15 protein-coding genes are annotated in these 15,716 nt (G+C 67.6%); 9 read left to right on the forward strand and 6 right to left on the reverse strand.

The features are described from left to right. Positions 1–32 precede the first annotated feature (32 nt). Genes LGY53_RS40130 through LGY53_RS40140 form a run of 3 tightly spaced genes read left to right on the forward strand, consistent with a single transcriptional unit; the run spans position 33 to position 5,085 of the window. Complete coding sequence (locus LGY53_RS40130; RefSeq protein ID WP_225731919.1) at positions 33–3,107, forward strand: circularly permuted type 2 ATP-grasp protein; 3,075 nt, start codon at positions 33–35, stop codon at positions 3,105–3,107. Continuing rightward, positions 3,104–3,997, forward strand: a complete 894-nt coding sequence (locus LGY53_RS40135) for a transglutaminase family protein (RefSeq protein ID WP_225731897.1) — start codon at positions 3,104–3,106, stop codon at positions 3,995–3,997. Before LGY53_RS40130 ends, LGY53_RS40135 begins: the two co-directional genes overlap by 4 nt. Continuing rightward, the gene (locus LGY53_RS40140) at positions 3,997–5,085 is read left to right on the forward strand and encodes a putative zinc-binding metallopeptidase (protein ID WP_225731898.1); all 1,089 of its coding nucleotides are present in this window, start codon (positions 3,997–3,999) and stop codon (positions 5,083–5,085) included. Before LGY53_RS40135 ends, LGY53_RS40140 begins: the two co-directional genes overlap by 1 nt. Before the next feature lies 1 nt (position 5,086). Here the strand turns inward: LGY53_RS40140 and LGY53_RS40145 are convergent, their stop codons facing one another. The 4 genes from LGY53_RS40145 to LGY53_RS40160 form a co-directional block, all read right to left on the reverse strand. Further along, positions 5,087–5,509 carry a hypothetical protein gene (locus tag LGY53_RS40145; protein ID WP_225731899.1) on the reverse strand — a complete coding sequence of 141 codons (423 nt, stop codon included), beginning with the start codon at positions 5,507–5,509 and terminating at the stop codon, positions 5,087–5,089. 50 nt (positions 5,510–5,559) lie between these two features. After that, a complete protein-coding gene (locus LGY53_RS40150; RefSeq protein WP_225731900.1) occupies positions 5,560–6,210 on the reverse strand; it encodes a DUF2637 domain-containing protein in 651 nt (216 codons plus the stop codon). 61 nt (positions 6,211–6,271) lie between these two features. Further along, a complete protein-coding gene (locus tag LGY53_RS44325) occupies positions 6,272–6,523 on the reverse strand; it encodes a hypothetical protein (protein ID WP_308103083.1) in 252 nt (83 codons plus the stop codon). Positions 6,524–6,828: 305 nt separating this feature from the next. Next, complete coding sequence (locus LGY53_RS40160; RefSeq protein WP_225731920.1) at positions 6,829–7,728, reverse strand: LysR family transcriptional regulator; 900 nt, start codon at positions 7,726–7,728, stop codon at positions 6,829–6,831. Positions 7,729–7,819: 91 nt separating this feature from the next. On the opposite strand from LGY53_RS40160, the gene LGY53_RS40165 reads away from it, so the two are divergent. The 3 genes from LGY53_RS40165 (at position 7,820) to LGY53_RS40175 (ending at position 11,382) form a co-directional block, all read left to right on the forward strand. Further along, positions 7,820–8,743: an EamA family transporter gene (locus LGY53_RS40165; protein WP_225731901.1), complete on the forward strand. Its 924-nt coding sequence runs from the start codon at positions 7,820–7,822 to the stop codon at positions 8,741–8,743. A gap of 176 nt (positions 8,744–8,919) precedes the next feature. Further along, positions 8,920–10,683 (forward strand): FAD-dependent oxidoreductase, encoded by a 1,764-nt coding sequence (locus LGY53_RS40170; protein ID WP_225731902.1) that lies wholly within the window; start codon positions 8,920–8,922, stop codon positions 10,681–10,683. A 57-nt stretch (positions 10,684–10,740) separates the two neighbouring features. Further along, positions 10,741–11,382, forward strand: coding sequence for a pyridoxamine 5'-phosphate oxidase family protein (locus LGY53_RS40175; RefSeq protein WP_225731903.1), 642 nt, complete (start codon positions 10,741–10,743; stop codon positions 11,380–11,382). On the opposite strand, the gene LGY53_RS40180 is transcribed toward LGY53_RS40175, so the two are convergent. After that, positions 11,370–12,317: an alpha/beta fold hydrolase gene (locus tag LGY53_RS40180; RefSeq protein WP_225731904.1), complete on the reverse strand. Its 948-nt coding sequence runs from the start codon at positions 12,315–12,317 to the stop codon at positions 11,370–11,372. The genes LGY53_RS40175 and LGY53_RS40180 overlap by 13 nt on opposite strands. Before the next feature lie 155 nt (positions 12,318–12,472). On the opposite strand from LGY53_RS40180, the gene LGY53_RS40185 reads away from it, so the two are divergent. Then, positions 12,473–13,711 carry a Mur ligase family protein gene (locus tag LGY53_RS40185; RefSeq protein ID WP_225731905.1) on the forward strand — a complete coding sequence of 413 codons (1,239 nt, stop codon included), beginning with the start codon at positions 12,473–12,475 and terminating at the stop codon, positions 13,709–13,711. Next, a complete protein-coding gene (locus LGY53_RS40190; protein ID WP_225731906.1) occupies positions 13,708–14,418 on the forward strand; it encodes a type 1 glutamine amidotransferase in 711 nt (236 codons plus the stop codon). Before LGY53_RS40185 ends, LGY53_RS40190 begins: the two co-directional genes overlap by 4 nt. Positions 14,419–14,421: 3 nt before the next feature. On the opposite strand, the gene LGY53_RS40195 is transcribed toward LGY53_RS40190, so the two are convergent. Further along, positions 14,422–14,763, reverse strand: coding sequence for a hypothetical protein (locus LGY53_RS40195; protein ID WP_225731907.1), 342 nt, complete (start codon positions 14,761–14,763; stop codon positions 14,422–14,424). 243 nt (positions 14,764–15,006) lie between these two features. Between LGY53_RS40195 and LGY53_RS40200 the strand changes: the two genes are divergently transcribed. Further along, positions 15,007–15,642 carry a DUF5753 domain-containing protein gene (locus tag LGY53_RS40200; RefSeq protein ID WP_225731908.1) on the forward strand — a complete coding sequence of 212 codons (636 nt, stop codon included), beginning with the start codon at positions 15,007–15,009 and terminating at the stop codon, positions 15,640–15,642. Positions 15,643–15,716: the final 74 nt, after the last annotated feature.

A 15,716-nucleotide genomic window follows, 5' to 3' on the forward strand; every position in this document is an offset into this window, starting at 1 on the left:
CGGGCAGCGGAAGTGAGGTCGGCGCGGTGACCATGCGCGATGACGCGCTCCGGCAGGATGCGCGCTCCGGCACGCGCGAGGAGATCGCCGAACAGCTCGCGCGCTATCGCGCCGAGGGCGGCAGCGACGCCGCATACGACGAATGCGGCAGACCGACCGGAGGCTACTACGACGAGCTGGTCGACGGCGACGGACGAGTGCGGCCGATGTGGTCGGAGTTGTCCGCCGATTTCGTCGAGCTCGGCACCGCCGGGCTCGGCAGGCTGGACGGCCGGGTGCGCAGGCTCATCGAGGACGACGGCATCACATACACCGAGGTCGGCACCGCGGACGAACCGTCGGGTCCGGCGCCGTGGCGGCTCGACCCGATCCCGCTGCTGGTCTCCGCCGATGACTGGACCCGGCTGGAGGCGGGCCTGGTGCAGCGGTCGCGGGTGTTGGACGAGGTACTGACCGATATCTACGGCCCGCGCCGCACCATCACCTCCGGACTGCTGCCGCCGGAGGTGGTGTTCGGCAGCGCCGGTTACGTGCGGGCCGCGCACGGCATCACCGTGCCGGGCAGGCATCAGCTGTTCCTGCACGCCTGTGATATCAGCCGGTGGAGCGACGGACAGTTCCGGGTGATCGCCGACTGGGCGCAGGCGCCGTCCGGCGCGGGCTATGCGCTGGCTGACCGGCGGGTGGTCTCGACCGCGATACCGGAGGCTTTCGAACATTCCAGCCCGCGCCCGCTCACCCCGTTCGCGCGGGCGATGCGGCTGATGCTGATCGAATCGGCGCCGCTGGCCGACGACAACGATCCGGTCGTCGTGGTGCTCAGTCCCGGCGTGCATTCCGAAACCGCTTTCGATCAGGCGTATTTGGCGTCGACACTCGGATTTCCACTGGTGGAGAGCGCGGATCTGGTCGTGCGCGACGGCGCGCTGTGGATGCGCTCGCTCGGCACGTTGAAACGCGTCGATGTCGTGCTGCGCCGCGTCGACGCGGAATTCTCCGATCCCCTTGACCTGCGCCCGGATTCGCGGCTCGGCGTGGTCGGGCTCGTCGAGGTGCTGCGCCGGGGTGCGGTCACCGTCGTCAACACGCTCGGCAGCGGGCTGTTGGAAAGTCCGGCGCTCGCCGGATTTCTGCCCGCGGTGTCGCGGGCGCTGCTCGACGAGGATCTGCTGCTGGAGAGCGCGCCCGCCTACTGGGGTGGTAACGACGCCGAACGAAAACATCTGCTCGCCCGGCTCGACAAGCTGATCATCCGGTCCGCGGTGGACGGCAGCACGAGTTATGGACCCGAATTGTCAACGGCGCAAAGGGCGGAACTGCGGGCGCGGATCGCGGATCGCGGCTGGGAATGGGTGGGGCAGGAACCCGCGCAATTCTCCGTCGCGCCCGCGGTGCACGGCTATGGCGGGTTAACGGCGGTACCCGTTGGGATGCGGCTGTTCTCGCTGGCCCGCCGGGTCGGATACACCGCGATGGCGGGCGGTTTGGGTCAGCTGCGCCAGCGCACCCGGCCGGACCGCATCGTCATCAAGGTGGGCGCCAAGGACGTTTGGGTGCGCGCCGCCGAGACACCGGCCGCGATCAGCACCGAGGCGCCGCACGAGGAACGCGAACGCCGCCGCCCGCCGATGCTGGAGGCCGTGAGCTCGCCCCGCGTCCTCAACGATCTGTTCTGGATGGGCCGCTACAGCGAGCGCGCGGAAGCCGTTGTGCGCCTGCTCATCGCGACCCACGAGTGTTATCAGGACTACCGCTACCGGCCCTGGCTCGAGGGTGCCGAGGCGGTAGCGGTCCTGATGTCCGCCCTGGCCCAGACCACCGCGACGATTGCTCCCGACACCTGCCTGTTCACCGGTCCGCCATCTGATAACGCAGCGGCACAGGCAAATTCGTCTACTGATGAGCCGGAGGCGGAAACCGATGCCGGGGCCGCGCGGCCGGGTGTGGCGGCGAAAGCGTCTGGGGCACAGCGGCAGTCGACCTCGTCGACGATAGGCGCATCCGCGCAGGCTCAATCGGCAGGGAGCGCGGCCGTGGGCGACTCGGGTCAGTCGACGGCGCAGTCGCAAACCGCAGGGAGCGCCGCGGATTCCGATGCGGCGCAGCGAGCTCGGTCTGCCGCGGCGAGTTCGGTGGTCAAGGCGCAGGAACAGGCTACCGAGACGCGGGTTTCCGGCGCGGAAGGCGCGGTCACCGCGGGTGAGCAGCTCGGCGCGGCGGTGGGGAGTGCCCTTGTGGCGGAGGCGAAGTCGCGGGCGCTGGTACTTCGGCCGCCGGATGAACCGGAATGGCCCGCGGTGGCGGGTGCGTCTCGGGAGGGGCACGACTATTTGGAGGCGTTGACGATCGAACGGGAACTGCCCGGGTCGCTGGCGTTCGCCATCGATCGGTACGGCAATGCGGCGCGGGCGGTGCGCGATCAGCTATCGGTGGACACCTGGATGATTCTGAGCGCGGTGGACCGGGCGTTGGCCGAATACCGTTGGACGGGTGAGGATCAGGAGGCGGCGCTGACGGCGGTGCATTCGCTCTCGCTGGCGGCGCTGCTCTCGCTGTCCGGTATCGGATCCGAATCCCTGGTGCGCGACACCGGCTGGTATGTCATGGATATCGGCAAGCGGATCGAGCGTGGCATCGCGCTGACGGGGTTGCTGTCGGCGCTCACCCAGACCTGTGCGCCCGATGTCGAGCCGGTGGTGATCGAGGCGGTGCTGCGCGCCGCGGAATCGTCGGTGAGTTACCGGCGCAGGCACCGGGATTCGGTGCGGCTGTCGGCGGTGGCCGGACTGCTGCTCTTCGATGCCAACAATCCGAGATCGCTTGCCTACCAATTGGATCGGCTGGAGGCCGACTTCCAGGCGCTACCGGGTGCGTCGGGATCCTCACGCCCGCAACGGCTGCTGGCCGACGCCCAGCGCATGCTGCGCCGGGTCGACCCGGACGATCTGGAACTCACCGATGAGCAGGGCAGGCGCACCGAACTGGCCGAACTGCTCGACGGCGTGCACCTGCGGCTGCGTAAGCTGTCGGATTCCTTCGAGACGACCAAACTCTCCGTGCCGCTCAGCATTCAGCCGCTGTGGGGTAGTACGAGGGTTGTCGCATGACCGAACTCGACGCCGCCCGGCGCTACCGCGTCGAGCATCGCACCACCTATCGCTATTCCGACGAGGTCAGCAGCTCGTACGGCCGCGCCTATCTGACGCCGCGGGAATTCCCTGGGCAGCGGTTGATTTCGCATGAGATCGGGATCGAACCCGCACCGTCGGATCGTTCGGTCGGCGCCGATGTCTACGGCAACATCACCACGTATTTCCATGTCACGAGCGAACATCGGCAGTTGACGGTGTCCGGGGTATCGGTGGTCGAGGTCGCCAGGCCGGACCGCGTCGTCGACGCGCGCCTGCCGTGGGAGCAGGCTCGCCCGACGACGGCGAAAGGTCCACTCGCCGTTGAGTTCACGCTGGATCTGCGGCCGCCCGAGATCACACCGGAGGTCACCGCGTACGCCGCCGAATCGTTGACGCCGCGCCGCCCGCTGCTGGCGGCGGTGGCCGACCTCAACACCCGGATCCACCGCGATTTCACCTATCGATCGGGTTCGACGACGGTGTCCACCAGGGTCGCCGACGTCTTCGCGGCGAAGGAGGGCGTCTGCCAGGACTTCGCCCGGATCGGCGTGGCCTGCCTGCGTTCCCATGGGCTGGCGGCGCGATATGTGTCGGGTTATCTGGCGACCGATCCGCCGCCGGGCAAGGAACGCATGGTCGGCGCGGACGCGACGCACGCCTGGTGCGCGGTGTGGATTCCGGACGATCGCGGCGGCCACTGGGTCGGCTTCGATCCCACCAACGACCAATTCGCCGACGAGCGCTACGTCACGGTCGCATGGGGTCGCGACTACGCCGATGTGCCGCCGCTGCGCGGCATCATCTACACCGACGCCAGGGAAAGCACGATCACCGTCTCGGTCGACGTCTCGCCGGTGGAGGCGTAGTGCGCGATTTCGCCTGTCCCAATTGCGGCCAACGGCTGGCGTTCGAGAATTCGGTCTGTCTGTCCTGTTCCAGCCCACTGGGTTTCAGCCTGGCCGACCGTGCGCTGGTGGTGCTCGGCGATCCAGCCGCCGACCAGGCGGACGGTGTCGTCGACGCCGCCCGATTCCGGCTCTGCGACAACCTCCATGTGGCGCAATGTAATTGGCTGGTCGCGCTGCCGGGCAAAGACCAGGTGCCCGCTGACGAGCCGGAAGTCGCTGTCCGCGAATCGGATACATCCGACGCGGGACCGCTGCTCTGTGAGTCGTGCCGCCTCACGCGCACTCGCCCCAACGATCTGGACGCCGCCGGACTCGCCGCCTTCGCCGCGGCCGAGGCGGCCAAGCGCAGGTTGATCCTGGAGCTGACCGAACTCGGCCTGCCCATCGTCGACCGGGACGAAAATCCGGACAGCGGGCTGGCTTTCGACCTGCTGTCCAGCGGAACCGATCCGGTGACGACCGGCCATCGCAAGGGCGTGATCACCCTCGACCTGGCCGAGGCCAACGATCCGCACCGGGAACAGCTGCGGATCGAGATGGACGAGCCCTACCGCACCCTGCTCGGCCACTTCCGGCATGAGATCGGCCACTACTATTTCGCCATCCTGGTCGCCGATGACGATGCGCTGCAACGCTTTCGGACACTGTTCGGCGACCCGTCCGCCGACTACCGGGCCGCGCTGGAGCGCCACTATTCCGATGGCGCGGCACCCGGCTGGGACCGCGAGTACGTCTCCTCGTACGCCACCATGCACGCGGCCGAGGACTGGGCCGAAACCTTCGCCCACTATCTGCACATCCGCGACACCCTGGATACCGCGGCGGCGTTCGGATTCGCGCCGGCCGGGGCCACGCTCGACCGCCCGCAGGTCGGCCGGGCGGGCTTCGACCGGATCATCGAGCTGTGGTTACCGCTGGCCTGGTCGCTGAATATGGTGAATCGTTCGATGGGCCATGCGGATCTCTATCCGTTCGTCCTGCCGGAACCGGTGCTGGCGAAAATGCGGTTGGTGCATGAACTGTGTGCGGCCGCGGCGGCGCGTTGAATCAGCTGATTCCGTTCACCGCGTAGGGTTCGCCGATTCCGTTGGTCACCCATTGGTTTTGCGCCAGCGTTTCCAGCACGCAGACCACCAATAGCTTCCGGCTGCGGTGACTGACCGTATGTTCCTGCTCGGCAATGATTTCCTGCCCGCGCGCGCCACCGTTGAGCACCTTCTTCGGCGTCGGTTCGGAAAGCAACCAGAACAGTTCCGGCCCGACCAGGATGGATTGGCCGCCGGTCTCGTGGAACCAGCGCGCGGAGTGTTCGATCAACAGATCGGTGAATGTCTCACCGCTGTCGGCGGCATCGATGAGTTTGTTCAGCGCCGCCGGTTTGTCGACGCTGCTCTGGATCACCGACGCCAGCCGCAATGCGACCTCGCGGAATTGCTCGACACCAAGGTCCTGCCAGACAGTAAGCCCCATAGGTCTGCTCCATCGATGAATTGTTCTTCCGGACAGAAGTTTCCGGCGGCTCAGCTATTTCCCGCCGTGCTGACGAGGGTGCGGTGCTCGACCGATTCGGACTGGTCGAGCCGCACCGTCGGCCGCGGCGTCAGGGTGGTCAACCCGGCGCGCGCGGCGACCTCGAGTGCGTCGATGCGTGGCATGAGCTGTTCGGCCGTCTCGGCGACGGGTTCCGGTTCGTCGACGGCCTGCGGTGCGCGTTTGTTGTCGCGGCCGCGTGACCACAGCATCAGGGTCAGGTGTACCGCGAAAAGCAGCGTCATCGGCATGCCGGCGTATATGCCGAGCGATACCGGGCCGCCGCCGATCTCCCGCGCGTATTCGATATTCCCGCCGACCGAAACCAGCGTCGAAAGGACGAATAACCCGGTGGCGTACCACCACCCGACGCTGCCTTTCTTGAACGAGGCGGTGGCGATGATGGAGCCCACCACCAAACCGTCGATGGCGATCGGCACATTCGAGGCGAGATGCGGTGCGACGAGGTTGCGCACCGCGAGATCGTGCAGTGCGGCGAAAGACATCTCGAATGCTTTCAACGCCACCGCGGCGGATACGATCAGCGATGCGTGCAATGGGCGCGGTTTGAGCAGCATGCGCCAATCCAGCCAGCGCCGCGGGCGCAGCTCGAACAATTCACCCGAACCGATCGTGGTCATAGCGGGGAGCGTAGCGCCTGATCTGCGCGTATTCGTCCAACCGGCAGTCGAGTCGCCGATTTCAGCGGACGATCAGATCGCGATCGGTGGCGCTGAGCGAGAGCGGCATTATGCGTTTACCGTTCATCCAATTTCGCACGAATTCGGCGGCGGCCGGATCGGCGTCGCGGGAATCGAATGTGGCGCGGTCGATTTCGAGCGCGCCGACCAGGTGGCGCGGTTCGGCGTCGAGGCCGGGTGCGCGCGGTATCGCGCGCAGACCGTCGGCGGTGTGCAGCAGCACCGGTATCCGGGCGCCGTCCGGTGCGAGCACCGTCGCGGACCGGGTGGTGGCCGCCGGATCGAAATGCGCTACGGCGAGCCGGTATCCGGACGGGCGCGCCGGATCGCGTCGTCGAACCCGCCGTCGAGAGCGCGATGGCCCGGAAGCGGCCGCCGAGCGGACCGCCGATCTCGTAGCTGTTGTCGTCGGGCAGCCACGGGTCGGCGTAGGTGATGCGGCTGCCGTCGCCGGTGAGCGCGGGCACCATGGTCATCTTGGCCTAGCCGGAGTAGTGGATGCGGCCCGCGACAGCGGTATAGGTCTGGTTGTTGAACGTCACCAAGTGGCACAGCGCACTACGCCCCGCCGGTGATCTGTTCGGCGGCGGTGTGGAACGCGGCGAGCACAGTCGCGATGGCGGGCCTGCGGTCGGCGTGCGGGCGGGTGACCAGCTCGTAGATGCGGGCCGCGCGCACCCCGGACAGCCGCAGCACCGAAAGTTCCGGATGCACGACGACGAAGCGTGGCATCAGCGCGATCGCGTACCCGGACGCGACCACCGTTTCGATGACGCGGAAATCGTTGAGCCGCTGTGTGACTCGCGGTTGGACCCCGGTGAGGGCGGCGATCGAGTTGAGCACGTCGTCCACCGGGAAGCCGCCGCGCACGCTGATCCAGGTCTCGTCGGCCAGTTCGGCGGGGGTCACCGCGGCGCGCCCGGCCAGCCGATGGGTCGGCGCGACCACCACGTCGATGGGTTCGCGCATCAGCGGCCGCGCCGCCACCCGCGGACCCGAGACGGCGGCGGCGTATTCGTCGCGGTGGGTGAGCACGATGTCGTAATCGGCCAGCAGTCGCGGGGTTTCGGTCGGCGGCACATCCTCGTCGCCCGCGATGATCTCGACGCCGCTGTCGCCGAGTTCGCCAAGCACCCGGTGCAGTAGCAGCGCCGCGCCGGACGGGAAGAAGGCGACCCGCACCTGCCCGCGCGGCGAGCCGCGGTAGTGCGCCATCTCTGCGACGGCGCGGTCCATGGCGGCGAGCACCTCGTCGGCGCGCAACACCAGCGCGTGTCCGGCGTCGGTGAGCCGGATCCGGCGGCCGTCGGGCTCCAGCAGCGCCACGCCCGCCTCCTTGGCCAGTACCTTGAGCTGCTGCGATACCGCGGACGGGGTCATCGAGAGCGCGGTGGCGACCGCGGCGACGGTGCCCCGGTCGGCGAATTCGCGCAGCACTCGCAGCCGCTCCACGCTCATACTCGTCGGGACAACCATTAAGCAATGCTACATAGATGATGCATAAATATTCGATTGTCCCGGATTGTTCGTCAGCCTCACGATAGGGAGCATGTCCAACCGCGATCGCCTGCTCGGCCTCACCGTCGTCGTGCTGTGGGGGCTGAACTTCCTCGCCATCCACATCGGCCTCGACCACTTCCCGCCGTTTTTCTTCGCGGGCCTGCGCTTCGCGGTGGTCGGCATTCCGGCCCTGCTGTTCATCCCGCGCCCGAATGTGCGCATGCGGTGGATCCTGTTGTACGGCACCGGTTTCGGTGTGCTGCAGTTCGCCTTCCTGTTCACCGCGATGCGGGTCGGCATGCCGACCGGGCTTGCCTCGCTGGTGCTGCAATCCTCCGCGCCGTTCACCGTGCTGCTCGGCGCGGTATTCCTGCGCGAACGGCTGCGGCCGATTCAATTGGCGGGCATCGCGATCGCCGTGACCGGCATGGCGGTGATCGCCTGGGATCGGCTCGAACACGCGACACTGCTGCCCGTGCTGCTGACGCTGGCGGGCGGATTCGGTTGGGCCATCGGCAATATCGGCGCGCGGCAGGCCGGCGCGGAATCACCCGATCTCAACCCGCTGCACCTGACGTTGTGGATCACCGCCGTCCCCGCTGTTCCGCTGTTCGTCATCTCGGCCTTCGCCGAGGGCCCGGCCACCGGCCTGCGCGCGTTCGGCGATGCGTTCTCGGCGGCCGGTTGGCCCGCGCTGGCCGCGCTCGCGTATATCGTGCTGCTGGCCACGGTCTGCGGCAGCGGCCTGTGGACCTATCTGATGAGTCGCTACCCCGCGGGGACGGTCGCGCCGTTTTCGCTACTGGTTCCGGTGGTCGGTATCGCGGCGGCCTGGGCGTTCCTCGGTGAGGTGCCGACGGTTTTGTCGCTGCTGGGCGGGGTCGTGGTGATCGCGGGGGCTTTCCTGGCGACATCGGCTCGGCGCAAGGTCGCGATCGTCGCATCGCCGCAATCGGAGCTCGTCAAGGTCTGATAGGCCGAAAACCGTTGTGCCACCAGTAAATCGGCCGATCGGGCGAAATAGCTTACGCCACCGTGCTATCCGCCCCGGCCAGAATGGCCGATCCTGCATACTCACCCACAACCGACCGGCCTTACAGTAATGGCCGACGTGGCAGGTCGGTCCTAGGTCAGGCAGCAGAGCGGCGCATGGCAGAACAGCGATCAACGGTTTCGCGACGGGCGATTCTCCGGGGCACCGTCGCGGTGGGGATAGCGGGTGCGGTGGCCGGCGGCTTCGGCGCCGCGACCGCCCAGGCGGGCCGAGACGGTAGACGGGTCGCGGTACTCGGCGGCGGCGTCGCTGGATTGACGGCGGCACATGAGCTGAGCGAGCGCGGATTCGACGTCACCGTCTACGAGCGGCGCGCGCTCGGCGGTAAGGCGCGAAGTATTCCGGTGCCGGGTAGCGGCACCGGCGGCCGACCGGAGCTACCGGGGGAGCACGGCTTCCGCTTCTTCCCCGGCTTCTACCAACACATTCCGGATACCATGCGCCGGATCCCGTTCGGCGACAACCCGAATGGCGTCTGGAACAATCTGCTCGCGGTCTCCGAGGCGCGTTTCTCCCGGCGCGACGGCGACGACTACCGGATCCCGCTGCGCTCCGGCGGCGGCACCCTGACGCCGGATACATTCCGGGAGACCGTCGGCGCGATGATCGCCACCGCGCTCAAGATGCCCGCCGAAGAGGCGGGCTACTTCGCCGAACGCCTGCTCGTCTTCAATTCCAGTTGCGACGCACGGCGTTTCGGGGAGTGGGAGCACACATCGTGGAGCGACTACGTCGCCGGGCACGAGCGCTCACACGAATTCCGCGCCCTGCTCTCCCGCACCCTCACCAGCATCATGGTGGCGGCCAAGGAGAGCGTCGCCAGCGTCCGCACCATCGGCAATATGGGCGAACAGTTCCTCGGCAACCCGAGGGAGGTCGGCAACGACGGCGGCCTGGACCGGGTGCTGAACGGCCCGACGAGTCGGGTCTGGCTGGATCCGTGGGTGCGCCGATTGCGCGAGCTCGGCGTGAATTTCGTGCTCGGCGCCGAGGTGCGCGGGCTCGACGTGCGCGACAAACGCATCACCGGTGCGCGCATCGTCGATCAGCAGGGCAACCAGAGTTCGGTCGCCGCAGACTATTTCGTCGTCGCGGTGCCCGCCGAGCAGGCGCGCACCTTTTGGTCGCCGGACGTACTCGCCATCCGCCCGGAATTGGCCGCGATGAACCGGCTCACCTGCGACTGGATGAACGGTATCCAGTTCTACATGCGGGCCCCGCTGGATATCGCGCGCGGGCACACCGCATACATCGATTCGCAGTGGTCGCTCACCTCGATCAGCCAAAATCAAATGTGGGCAACCAAAGTCACCGAATTCGGCGACGGTTCCGTGCAGGATTGCCTGTCCGTGGACATCTCGGATTGGAACAGTCCGGGCATGCTCTACGGCAAGCCCGCCAAGGAATGCACCCCCGAGGAGATCTCCCGCGAGGTGTGGGCGCAGCTGACCGCCCACCTGAACGATCGCGGCGAGCTGCTGCGTGCCGCGGATCTGCACTCGTGGTTCCTCGATCCGGGCATCTCCTGGCAGCAGGACAAGGGCCGCAATGCCAACGCGGACCCGCTGCTCATCAATACCGCGGGCTCGTGGGAGTTCCGCCCCGAGCCGCACGGTGCGCTCGAAAACCTGTTTCTGGCAGGCGATTACGTGCGCACCAATGTCGATCTGGCCACCATGGAGGGCGCCAACGAGTCCGCGCGCGCCGCAGTGAACGCGCTGCTGGACGTCGCCGGTTCGGATGCGGCGCGCTGCAAGATGTTCTGTCTGTATCGCGCGCCGGAGCTGGAGCCGCTGCGCAAGATCGACGCCGAACGGTTCGCGGCGGGCCAGGCCAATATGTTCGACGCCAGGCTGTGAGGGATCTCCTGTCCGGAAGGGTGTTTCGCACCGTATGCCGGATGGTTTGATCGAATTGTGAGCAATACCACGGAGATCAGCGAAATCAACGATCCGACCGAGCTCCGCGAGCTGCTCGGCGAGGTCGGCGTCCGCGCGGCCACCAAGGAGCGCACGGCATTACACGCCTGGGACCGGGCCTGGATCGCGAACTCGCCGTTCGTCGTCGTGAGCACCAGCGACGAGCACGGCAACTGCGACGCATCGCCGAAGGGCGACCCGGCGGGCTTCGTCAAGGTGCTCGACGACACCACCGTCGCGCTCCCGGAACGGCCCGGAAATCGCAGGGGCGACGGATATTTCAACATTCTGCGCAACCCGCACGTCGGTCTGCTCTTCCTGATTCCGGGCCGCGGCGAGACGCTGCGGGTGAACGGCCGCGCCCGGCTGATCCGCGAAGCGCCCTATTTCGACGACATGATCGTGCGCGGCCACCGCCCGATCCTGGCGATGGAGGTGGCCATCGACACGATCTACTTCCACTGCGCCAAGGCGATGCTGCGCAGTTCGCTGTGGCAGCCGCAGGACTGGCCGGAGCCCTCTTTGCCCGGCCCGGCCCGGATCGTGAAGGATATCCAGGCCGATATCACCGAATCGGTCGCCGACCTCGAGCGCCACTACGCACCCGAGAACTACCGCAAAAAGCTCTACCAGGACTGATCCACGAATTCCTGGATCGCGGCGGTGACCGCGGCCGGATCGTCCTCGTGTGCGTTGTGCCCGGCGTCGGCGATGATGCGGACGGTCGGGTGCGGGATCAGGCTTGCCACGGTGTTCGCCTGTGCGGTGGGCACGATGGTGTCGTGTTCACCCCACAGCAGTAGCGTCGGTGCCGTGATGGCACCGAGTTCGCGCTGCACGGCGGCCGGCTCCAGGCCGCGGACCTGCTGCCACATGGCGATCTGATTATCGACGCGGCGCAACGGTTCCCAGTACGCGTCGGCTACCTCGTCGGTGAGCCGTTCCGGATGCGTATATGCGGCACGGAGATTGGATACGAAGATGCTCCTGGTCATGAGGGCCGTCGCCAACTCGCCTACCACGGGTACCCGCATGAGCCGCAGATTCGGGTTCAGCTCGGTATCGAGCACCAGCGGCGCGATCAGCAATAGCCGGTGCACGGCCGCCGGGTAGCGGGCGGCGAAGTCGGCCGCCACCGAACCATTCAGTGAGTGCGCGAGCACGGTGGCGTGGTCCAGGCCGACCGCGTCCATGAATTGCCGTAAGGCGTCCGACATCTCGGTGACGGAGTAGCCGAAGTCCTTGTCGTGCAATGAGGTATACCCGGTGCCGGGCAGGTCGACGGCGTAAACGGTGTGCTGCCGGGCGAGTTCCGGAACGATATCGCGATAGGTGTAGGCCCACAGTGTGCCGCCGGGAAGTAGCACGATGGGCGGGCCATCGCCGGACTTGCGGTAGGCGAAGCGCGCCACCGGAGTATCCACGTACCGGGTGCCGCCCAACCAAGTTGCGGCCGCCGACCCGGCCGGTGGCTCGTCGGCGTGTGCCGGTGCGGCTCCCACGAACACCGCCGCCGTCGCGGCGAAGGTGAGCATGCCGCGAATCCAACGCCGCGGGCGACCAGAAACATTCATCACCAAACTCCTTGCTCGGGCAAATCGGGCGCCCGATCCCGAACCAAGAGCCGCTATTCGCGGCGAGTGTGACACGGTCTCGGTATGTTCCCCGCCACAATGAGATGGCGGCACCAGCGCGCGCCGAGCCGCAACGGCGAACATAGACTCGCGGCGTGGCAGATATTTCGGTGCGTGGGCGGATCGCGCTGCTGGCGGCGGCCGCGGCGTCGTGGGCCTCGCAGAAGGCGGGCCGGGGCAAGGGATCGATGATCGGCGGGCTCATCGCGCTGCGGATCGACGGCACCATCATGGAACAGCTGGGGCGCGATCGCCGCACCGTGCTGGTCACCGGCACCAACGGCAAATCGACCACGACGAGAATGACCACGGCGGCGCTGAGCACCATCGGCCGCGTCGTGACTCAGGCCGACGGCGCCAATATGGACGCGGGCATCGTCGCCGCGCTCAGCGCCGACCGGCACGCGCCGCTGGCCGCGATCGAGGTCGACGAACTGCATCTGCCGCACGTCACCGACGCGCTGAATCCGGCCGCCGTCGTGCTGCTGAACCTCAGCCGCGACCAGCTGGACCGCGTCGGCGAGATCAATATGATCGAGCGCAAGCTGCGCACCGGCCTGGCCGGGCATCCGGACACCGTGGTGATCGCCAACTGCGACGACGTGCTGGTCACCTCGATCGCCTACGACCATCCGAACGTGGTGTGGGTGGCCGCGGGCAGCGGCTGGTCGGTGGACGCGACGAGCTGCCCGCGCAGCGGCGAGCCGATCATCTGGGAGGGTGCGCACTGGCGCAGCACCGGCACGGATTTCCAACGGCCGGAACCGGATTGGTGGCTCGACGGGAACGACCTGTGCGGCCCCGGCGGGGTGCGGCTGCCGTTGGAACTGGCGCTGCCCGGCCGGGCGAATCGCGGTAACGCCGCACAGGCCGTCGCCGCCGCGGTCGCGCTCGGCGCCGATGCGGCACAGGCCACCGCCGCGGCGGGCACGGTGCGGGAGATCGCGGGCCGCTACCGGACCGTCCAGGTCGGCGAGCATGCCGCCCGGCTGCTGCTCGCCAAAAATCCGGCGGGCTGGCAGGAGGCGCTCTCGATGATCGAACCCGCCGCGGCCGGACTGGTGATCGCGGTGAACGGCCAGGTGCCCGACGGCGAGGATCTGTCCTGGCTGTGGGATGTGCGATTCGAACATTTCGAGGGCATGCAGGTGGTGGCCGCCGGTGAGCGCGCCACCGACCTCGCCGTGCGGCTCACCTACGCCGGTGTCGAGCACACCACCGTGCCGGATCCGTTGCGCGCCATCGCATCCTGCCCGGCGGGCCGGGTCGAGGTGCTGGCAAACTACACCGCATTCCGTGATCTCAACCGCGACCTCGAGGAGCGGACAGCATGACCGATTCGACGGTGCGCATCGGCCTGGTATTGCCCGATGTGATGGGTACCTACGGCGACGGCGGCAATGCGGTGGTCCTGCGTCAGCGCCTGCGCATGCGCGGCTACGACGCCGAGATCGTCGAGATCACGCTGCCGCAGCCGGTACCCAACTCGCTGGACATCTATACCCTTGGCGGCGCGGAGGATTCGGCGCAGCGGCTGGCCACCCGGCACCTGCAGCGGTATCCGGGCCTGCAGGAGGCGGCCGCGAAAGGCGCACCGGTGCTTGCCATTTGCGCGGCGATCCAGGTACTCGGCCAGTGGTACGAGACCTCGACGGGTGAGCGCGTCGACGGTGTCGGCCTGATCGACGTCACCACCTCGCCGCAGCACCGCCGCGCGATCGGCGAGGTGACGACCACCCCGCTGCTCGACGGTCTTACCGCGCCGCTCACGGGATTCGAAAACCACCGTGGCGGAACCAAACTCGGCGGCGACGCGGCCGGGCTGGCGCGCGTCACCCGGGGTGTCGGCAACGGTGTCGGCGACGGCTTGGAGGGAGTGGTCCAGGGTTCGGTGCTCGGCACCTACATGCACGGCCCGGCGCTGGCCCGCAACCCGGAGCTGGCCGACCTGATCCTGCGGCGGGCGCTCGGCGTATCCGAGCTGGCGCCGCTCGACCTGCCCGAGGTGGATCGGCTGCGCCGCGAGCGACTGCGCGCCTGACGACTATTCCGCCGCGCTGCCATCGGTGCGCGGCGGAATCGCCCACCGCGCATAGGTGTATTCCGGCGATACCGTGATCACATCGCATGCCCGTACCAGGGCTTCGGGTATCGTGCCGTCGAAATGCGTTGTGTCGGGGATGATTACGGCCTCGGCGCCGTTTTTGGCCACCACCTCGAGCAGCTTCTGCTCCGGCTGCTCGGTCTCCCGGCCGAACACCACGGTCTTCGACAGCTCGTAGCCGAGGCGCCGGGCCAGGCTGCGAATCCGGGTCTCGTCCCAGGTCTGGGAGACGCCGGAGATATCGCGGCGCAGGTATCCGATCGCCATCGGCCTGGTGCTCATCGTCGTCCTTCCCGCTGGCCCTGCATCGATCCGGTGCGGGTCGATCCGGTTGGCGGCATCACTCCCCCTGCTCGTCGTGTGCGTTAACACCTGAGTGAAGTGTGCTGCATCGATCGGATCCACGGTAGCGTTGCAAGGGGATGGCCGATGGACCCAACCGCCGTCGGGTTCGGCTTCGAACTACCGGTGGCGGTTTCGTCGGCGTGTGCCCGATGGCCGTTTTCCTACTGGAGGAGACGCACCGTGATACCTGGCTGGCTTCGTAAAGTCTTCGGGCACAAGAGTATCGACGGGTACGTCGCGTGGCCGATGCTGCTCGCCGACGGGTTCGCTCCGGTGCAGCGCCGGATACACGGCACCGAGGCGGCGGCCCGCTCGCTGCGCTGGTATCAACCCGAATTGATACCCGGGCTGTTACAGACCCGTGACTACGCGACCGAGGTGCTGCGCGCGTATTCGGCCTTTCTCGACGGCCCCGGCGATCTGGAGGACGCGGTCGACGCCAGAATGCAGCGCAAGACCGTGCTGCTCGACGAGGGCCACCGGTTCCACTTCCTGATCGGCGAGCCCGCGCTCTATCACACCCTCGGCGACGACCGGGTGATGCACCAGCAGCTGGAGTATCTGCTGGAGGCATTCAAAACGCCGAGGACGACCATCGGCATAATCCCGCTGTCCGCGGAATTTCTTTGTCCGACAAACAGTTTCGTACTGCATGACCGGACCAGCGCCGAGGTGGAGACCATTTCGGCGGCCATCTCGGTGACGGCGTCCGACGAGGTCGCGCTCTACGAACGCGCCTTCGAACTGCTTGCCGCACAGGCGGTGTGCGATGACGACGCCCGAATACTGATCGAGAAGGCCGCCCAGGGGCTTTAGGCCCTGTGTCGAAGTCCCATCCGGCGCCTCCACGGTCCAGCTCGCCGCCTGGCCGCGTTGTCGTCGTCGCCGAT

This window comes from Nocardia sp. JCM 34519.1 (assembly GCF_020361265.1).
Taxonomy (GTDB): Bacteria; Actinomycetota; Actinomycetes; order Mycobacteriales; family Mycobacteriaceae; genus Nocardia; species Nocardia arthritidis_A.